The sequence below is a fragment of the Cyanobacteria bacterium GSL.Bin1 genome (genome assembly GCA_009909085.1).
In the GTDB taxonomy this organism is placed as follows: domain Bacteria; phylum Cyanobacteriota; class Cyanobacteriia; order Cyanobacteriales; family Rubidibacteraceae; genus Halothece.
This window is the reverse complement of record JAAANX010000147.1, coordinates 1-6,987: the sequence shown is the minus strand read 5'-3', so window position 1 is coordinate 6,987 and position 6,987 is coordinate 1. Positions and strand designations below refer to the sequence as shown.

Here is a 6,987-nt window from a genome sequence, read left to right as displayed (position 1 = left end):
CTCAGGAATTTTAATTAAGAAAGTGGGGTTGGGCCTCGCCTCACTTAAAAACGCGAAGTCTCGGAAACGAGATGGAGAAGCCCGCGTTCTATCCGTAGGATGAACGATGGGAAGATGTCACTCAAATATAAGGTTCAATTGCGCGATCGTGCTGTTTGTCCTTGCTCATCAAAAACAATCATCGAGATTTTGGAGTTTGATTGGAGGGGATTGATCTCTTCTCAATTATTGATCCCAGTTATGAAAAACAAACTGACTCTCTATGTTTTCAGCCCATAATTTTCGGTCTCTAATTGTCCATTTATTAGATGGATCAAGCCCTTGCCCTTGATTACTTTGTGGCGTTAAACAAGCAACCGTTGCCACAAAATCATCCACTGGGATAAAAGAGTATAAATGAACCTTTTCTGCACTCCTCATAACATCGAACTGCTGAGACTGCCGATTGAGGGCCAGTTCTATATTTTGTAAGCCGCTTAACCCTTCTCCCGTTGCTTTGAGATACGCCTCTTTGGCTGTCCATAAGCGGAAAAACATTGCTTCTTGCATCGGGGGAGGAAGTGAGACTAAATAGGCAACTTCTTGTTCTTGAAAAAAACGCCGGGCTAAAGATAATGCTTGGGGAAAAGGGTGCATGAATTCTAAATCAATTCCAACGTTTTGACCAGAGTCAGAAATAACATACAGTGCCAGATGGTGAGAATGAGAAACATTAAATTGCAGGGCTTGATCGCAGTGTTTTTTCCCTAGGATGGGTTTTCCTTGAGAAAGATAGTCAAATGCAATGGCTGCTGGTGCTAAATTAAGGTATTGTCCTAGCAGCAAGCGCAAAATTCCTCGCCCTGCAATGAAGCGGGTTTTATCCTGCGACTTCACAAAGCGATGTGCCCGTTGTTTTTCCTCAGCATTCAAAATCGCCCAATATTCTGCTTCCAACTGAGGAGAAATATCTAAATGAGCTTGCCAAATCTCGATAATGGGTTGTTGATCCTTCGTAACGACTAACCTAAAAAACCCCTCTCCCATAAGAGAGAAGGGTCAATGAGCAATAAACTAACCTAAATCTAGACAGCAGCAACTTCTTTGAGCGCTTGTTTCAAGATTTCTGCTTTATCCGTCCGTTCCCAAGGTAGATCAAGGTCAGGACGTCCAAAGTGACCATAAGCTGCAGTATCTTGATAGAAACGTCCGCCCCGTTGCTTCGGCAGCTCCTGTAAGTTCAAGTCTTGGATAATACCAGCAGGACGAAGTTCAAAGTTTTTGCGAATCACTTCGAGTAATTTTTCTTCGTCAACTTTACCGGTACCAAAGGTATCAACAAAAACACTAGTGGGACGCGCAACACCGATCGCGTAGCTAAGTTGAACTTCACACTTATCGGCTAAGCCAGCCGCAACGATGTTTTTCGCCACATAACGGCTTGCATAAGCAGCACTGCGGTCAACTTTTGTTGGATCCTTACCAGAGAACGCGCCACCGCCATGACGAGAATAACCGCCATAGGTGTCAACGATGATTTTCCGTCCGGTTAAACCAGCATCCCCTTGGGGACCACCAACCACAAATTTACCGGTGGGGTTCATTAAGTATTTGGTGTTCTCATCCGGCTTGATGTTAATGTCTTCAAAAATGGGAAGCACAACTTCTTTCCAGAGATCCGCTTTAATTTTGTCATGAACGGTTTTCTCATCCGTGCTACCGCCCACTTCTGGATCATGTTGGGTGGAGAGTAAAATTGTGTCGATCCGAACCGGCTTACCATCTTCGTAAGCAACACTCACTTGGCTCTTACCATCGGGACGGAGATAGTCAAGGGTGCCATTATGACGAACTTTTGCCAACTGGCGAGTTAAACGGTGAGACAAGCTGATGGGGAGAGGCATTAATTCTGGGGTTTCGTTGCAAGCAAACCCAAACATTAACCCTTGGTCACCCGCACCAATTTGATCGAGTTCGTCATCACTGAGGTCACGGCTTTCTTGAGCGCTAGTTACCCCTTGCGAAATGTCGGGAGATTGTTCATCAAGGGCAACTAATACGGCACAGCTATCAGCAGAAAAGCCATTATCAGCATCGGTATAACCAATTTCTTTAATTTTTTCGCGAACCAAGTTCACAAAGTTCACTTGCGTCTTGGAGGTAATTTCCCCTGTCACGAGCACTAATCCAGTGTTGACGACGACTTCTGCTGCCACCCGACTTTTATCGTCTCCAGTGAGCAAGGCGTCGAGAATGGTATCGGAAATTTGGTCGCAAACCTTATCAGGATGACCTTCTGTTACCGATTCAGAACTAAAAATATATTTACTAGACAAGTTGACTTTTCCTCCTAATCGAAAGTTGACTGTTTCTGAGCAACCTCTATGGACGGACAATCCTTAACCAATGGTCAGAAGTTGTGCCTTTTATAAAAAGAGGCAACAGCTTTGACTGGGTTGCCATCATACAGGTTACTACTTCAGGGTCTTTTTGATTTTTATTCCCTTTATTCGTTCATAGCCACTATATCAGATTGCTGGTCATGCGTCATATATTGATCGGAGGGTTAGGTGATTTTTAGTTCATTAAGCTGCGCGATCGCGCAGTCTGCCGCCTCTAAATGACTCGCTTCGGGTTTTTCCCAACAAATCCCGATCGCGCCAGCAGCACCGCCTTGTTGTGCCATTTCAATATCGCCGGGCGCATCGCCAACCATTAAAACTTCCTTCGGTTCTACTGCTAATTGCTCACAGGTCTGTAAAAATAATTTCGGATCAGGCTTGTGTAATCCTTGGGCAGTTACTCCTTTTGCCACCTGAATATACGGGGAGAGTTCATGACGGGTAATAAATGTTTCCACACTGTCTTGAGTATCCGCAGAAAGAATGGCTAATTTGAGTCCCGCTTGCGCGAAGGCTTGTAACTGCTCTAAACAGCCGCTAAAAAGGGGTGAAGTTTCGGCATGGGCTGTAAAATGCTCATCGGCTTCGGAAAAAGCCGCTTGCGCGATCGCGCACGACTCTAACCAACCGCGCCCGGTTTCTGCAATATAGGCAGCCGCTGCAATCTCATTTTCATAGCGACTGCCCACCGCCATTAATCCCACGGGATTAAGACTGGCTTGTTCAATCCCAAATGCCATTAACAAGGGTTCACCGACTCCTGGAATTTTGGCATCCAGCAAACGAGCCCGTTTTTGCCCTAACTCCCGTAAAAATTTTTCCGAATCAGCTAATGTCCCATCTTTATCAAAAATAATGGCTTGAATATTCTCAAATTCACACTCTTGACAAGAAATTGTAACCAAGTGACCCCCTCAGATAATCTTTGCTTGAATTTGACATCACTCGCTGCACAATACCAGGTCAGCGGTTACGATGAAAATTGCCCCTAACCTTGCCCTTTTAAAGTTAAAAAAGAGGGCATAAGCCCCCTTTTTTCAATTCTTTCATGCGCTAACCTTATTCGTTCGCAGCAGACACAATTTCTTCCTCTTCGGTTTCGTCTGAGGAAGATTCAATGTTATTTTCACTGGTTTCTTCTGTTGCGTCTTCAACTGTTTCCCCAGCAGAGGTTGCTTCTTCAGTGACACTGGCTTCTTCTTCCGTTGCCACTGCTTCGGTTTCAGTTGCTGTCTCTACCGTATTCTCTGCTATTGCTTCAGTTTCGGTTATTTCGGCTTCTTTGGTTTCACCCGGACGTTGACCAATTGGACCAAACTCTTCGTTGAGTTTTGCTTCAATATCTTCACTCGCTAAGCCTTGGGTTTGATATTGCAGCTTACGGCGGAACCGCTGTGCCATCTTATCGGCTTGTTCAAAGACTAACTCACGGTTATTGAGCATCGCACCCGCAATCGGCTCTAACTGTTTTGTAGAAAGAGAAATTCGTCCTCGTTCGGCATCTAAGTCAATGATCATCACTTTCAGCTCATCATTGATATCAAAGACGCTACTGGGCGTATCAATATGATCGTGGGAAATTTCAGAAATGTGGAGTAAACCACTGACCCCACCAATATCAATAAACGCACCATAGGGTTTGATTCCCCGAACCGAGCCAATGACCACTTCTCCCACTTTCAAGCCGCTCATCTTCCGTTCCACTAATGCCCGGCGATGGCTAAGCACAAGACGATTCCGTTCTTCGTCCACTTCTAGGAATTTTAGGGGCAAATCTTGCGCGACTAAATCTTCTTTCGGTTGACGAGTACTGATGTGAGAGCCAGGAATAAATCCTCTCAATCCTTCAATCCGGACTAAAGCCCCCCCGCGATTGGTGGCAAATACGCCTGAGCGCACGGTTGCATCTTCTGCTTGTAATTGGCGTACCCGCTCCCAAGCGCGCATATATTCGATACGACGAATGGAAAGTGTTAATTGACCGTCTTCATTCTCGTCAGTCAGAATAAAAAATTCCCTTGTTTCCTCCGGTTGGAGAACTTCATCCGGCTCCTCAACACGATTAATTGACATTTCCTGAATGGGAATATATGCGGCAGTTTTGGCGCCAATGTCAATCAATGCTCCACGGGGTTCGACGCTAAAGACAACGCCAGGAACAATATCACCGGGATTAAAGTGATAATCGTATTCGTCTAGGAGGGCAGCAAAATCCTCATGAGTAAAACCAATGTCTCGATTCGATGTTGCGTTCTGACTGACCATGTGTGTTTCGATTCCTATGTTTTGATCTCCGTTGTGTTGATAGTTATTCCTCAAATCAGATGTACACTTAAGTTTACTGAGTAAAAATATGGTACAGACACTCTATTATAACTGATTTTTCGTTCCTTTATTTAAGAAGTCAATTGGATAAACTGTATCAAAACTGAACCACCCTGCCATTCCTTTTTAAAGCAAGGGATAGCAATAGTATGGTTCAGTTTCTGTATTGAGCTTAACTGTCTCAATTATTTATTAATGCGGGGTGGTTCACGAAACGCGATCGCGAAGAATAAAACCCCGATCGCGCAAGCCAATATAAGGATATATGCAACAGCTTCCATAATCTTAAATTTTCCTGATCCCTTCACCTAACAGTCTAACAGCAAATACAAAAATTGCGAGAGAGAAGAATGACCAACGGTCACCGGAGCTTTAGTGAGGACAGGCGCCTTCCGTGCCGACCCAACTGGAATTCGATTCCAGTTGGAAAGCGGCACCGCATCGTCGGGCGTTCCTTTGCGCGGGAAACCCGCGCAGGGTCCCTCCTCATTCCGCGGTTTCGGAAGGCGTAATCTTTGACTTCCCTCTCGCCTGGGAAAACCTAATTGTCTCTAACTGACTTTAAGCACGGTTGGGGTTACGAGTGGTTTTGTCACCCACTTTCTGGAATGCACCCCATTCCACTTGTTCTTCTAAATCGGCTTCTACACCGGCAAAAACATCGCGATAGAGCGTCCGCGAACCATGCCAAATGTGACCGAAGAAGAAAATTAGAGCAAACACCGCATGACCAAAGGTAAACCAACCGCGAGGACTGGTGCGGAATACCCCGTCAGAGCCCAAGGTTGCCCGGTCAAAGGAGAACACTTCTCCAAGTTGAGCTTTCCGTGCGTATTTTTTCACTTGGGCCGGATCTTCAAAGGTTTGACCATCAAGGGCACCGCCAAAGAAACTCACCGTTACACCCATTTGTTCAATACTGTATTTGGATTCCGCCCGACGGAAGGGGATATCCGCACGAACTACACCATTTTCATCTTCTAAAACAACGGGGAAGGTTTCAAAGAAGTTCGGCAGACGACGAACTGCTAGTTCGCGACCTTCTGCATCTTTAAACACCGGGTGTCCTAACCAAGCTTGGGCTAAACCGTCTCCCTGGTTCATCGGACCAACCCGGAACAAACCACCTTTGGAGGGATTGTTCCCAACATAGTCATAGAAGGCCAGTTTTTCGGGAACTTGTGACCAGGCCTCAGACCGGCTGTAGCCTTCTGCCATGTAGCTATTGACCCGACGGTCAATTTCTTCTTGAAAATAGCCCTGATCCCATTGATAACGGGTGGGACCAAATAATTCAATTGGCGTTGTCGCGCTGCCATACCACATGGTTCCCGCAACAACGAACGCCGCGAAGAAGACTGCTGCAATACTGCTAGAGAGAACCGTTTCAATGTTCCCCATCCGTAATGCACGGTAGAGCCGTTGGGGCGGACGCACCGCTAAGTGGAAAATTCCAGCGATGATGCCCACGATTCCGGCGGCAATATGGTGAGCAACCACCCCTCCAGCGTTAAAGGGGTTAAACCCTTCGGGTCCCCACTCTGGGGCAACCGGCTGCACGTGCCCCGTCAGCCCGTAGGGGTCAGACACCCACATTCCCGGACCGAATAAGCCTGTGAGGTGAAAGGCGCCAAAACCGAAGCAAAGGAGCCCCGATAAGAATAAGTGAATCCCAAACATTTTCGGGAGATCAAGGGCAGGTTCGCCAGTACGAGGATCATAGAACAGGTCTAAGTCCCAATAAACCCAGTGCCAGCACGCTGCTAAAAAGAGTAATCCGGAGAGGACAATGTGCGCGATCGCGACGCCCTCAAAAGACCAGAAGCCGGGGTCAACTGCGGTTGCGCCAGTAACGCTCCAGCCCCCCCACGATTCAGTGACTCCCAAACGGGTCATAAAGGGTAGAACAAACATCCCTTGACGCCACATGGGGTTTAATACAGGATCACTGGGATCAAACGTTGCCAATTCAAACAACGCCATTGATCCCGCCCAACCCGCAACTAAAGCGGTGTGCATTAAATGGACGGAAATCAGCCGTCCTGGATCATTTAAAACAACCGTATGAACTCGATACCAAGGTAGTCCCATCGACTACGCTCCTCCTTTAATAAATGAGAGCCAACATTTACAAAAATTTTACATCATTCTTTTTTTGTACCGAACTTACCGCCAACGGGGAGAACAATTTAGATTTGCTTTCCTTCGCTGTTAACAAGTTCTGAAAAAAACTGAAGATTATTTAACAAAGTGTAACTTTTGTTAGAGGAGGATGGCAATT

At 46.2% G+C, this 6,987-nt stretch carries 6 protein-coding genes; all 6 read right to left on the bottom strand.

The window, feature by feature from the left end; translation table 11 throughout:
• Positions 1-225 precede the first annotated feature (225 nt).
• The gene (locus GVY04_17645; protein NBD17882.1) at positions 226-1,026 is read right to left on the bottom strand and encodes a 4'-phosphopantetheinyl transferase superfamily protein; all 801 of its coding nucleotides are present in this window, start codon (positions 1,024-1,026) and stop codon (positions 226-228) included.
• Between the two features lie 38 nt (positions 1,027-1,064).
• The gene (locus GVY04_17640; protein ID NBD17881.1) at positions 1,065-2,315 is read right to left on the bottom strand and encodes a methionine adenosyltransferase; all 1,251 of its coding nucleotides are present in this window, start codon (positions 2,313-2,315) and stop codon (positions 1,065-1,067) included.
• 230 nt (positions 2,316-2,545) lie between these two features.
• Positions 2,546-3,286 (bottom strand): HAD-IA family hydrolase, encoded by a 741-nt coding sequence (locus tag GVY04_17635; GenBank protein ID NBD17880.1) that lies wholly within the window; start codon positions 3,284-3,286, stop codon positions 2,546-2,548.
• A 154-nt stretch (positions 3,287-3,440) separates the two neighbouring features.
• Positions 3,441-4,646, bottom strand: a complete 1,206-nt coding sequence (locus tag GVY04_17630; protein ID NBD17879.1) for a S1 RNA-binding domain-containing protein — start codon at positions 4,644-4,646, stop codon at positions 3,441-3,443.
• A gap of 245 nt (positions 4,647-4,891) precedes the next feature.
• Positions 4,892-4,987 carry a photosystem II reaction center protein T gene (locus GVY04_17625; GenBank protein ID NBD17878.1) on the bottom strand — a complete coding sequence of 32 codons (96 nt, stop codon included), beginning with the start codon at positions 4,985-4,987 and terminating at the stop codon, positions 4,892-4,894.
• A 280-nt stretch (positions 4,988-5,267) separates the two neighbouring features.
• Positions 5,268-6,797 carry a photosystem II chlorophyll-binding protein CP47 gene (gene psbB, locus GVY04_17620; GenBank protein NBD17877.1) on the bottom strand — a complete coding sequence of 510 codons (1,530 nt, stop codon included), beginning with the start codon at positions 6,795-6,797 and terminating at the stop codon, positions 5,268-5,270.
• Between the last annotated feature and the right edge of the window lie 190 nt (positions 6,798-6,987).

Excerpts from the sequence above, each read along its gene's own strand:
- GVY04_17645 (NBD17882.1), bottom strand. The coding sequence starts at position 1,026 with ATGGGAGAGGGGTTTTTTAGGTTAGTCGTTACGAAGGATCAACAACCC.
- GVY04_17630 (NBD17879.1), bottom strand. The coding sequence starts at position 4,646 with ATGGTCAGTCAGAACGCAACATCGAATCGAGACATTGGTTTTACTCAT.
- GVY04_17625 (NBD17878.1), bottom strand. The coding sequence starts at position 4,987 with ATGGAAGCTGTTGCATATATCCTTATATTGGCTTGCGCGATCGGGGTT.
- psbB (NBD17877.1), bottom strand. The coding sequence starts at position 6,797 with ATGGGACTACCTTGGTATCGAGTTCATACGGTTGTTTTAAATGATCCA.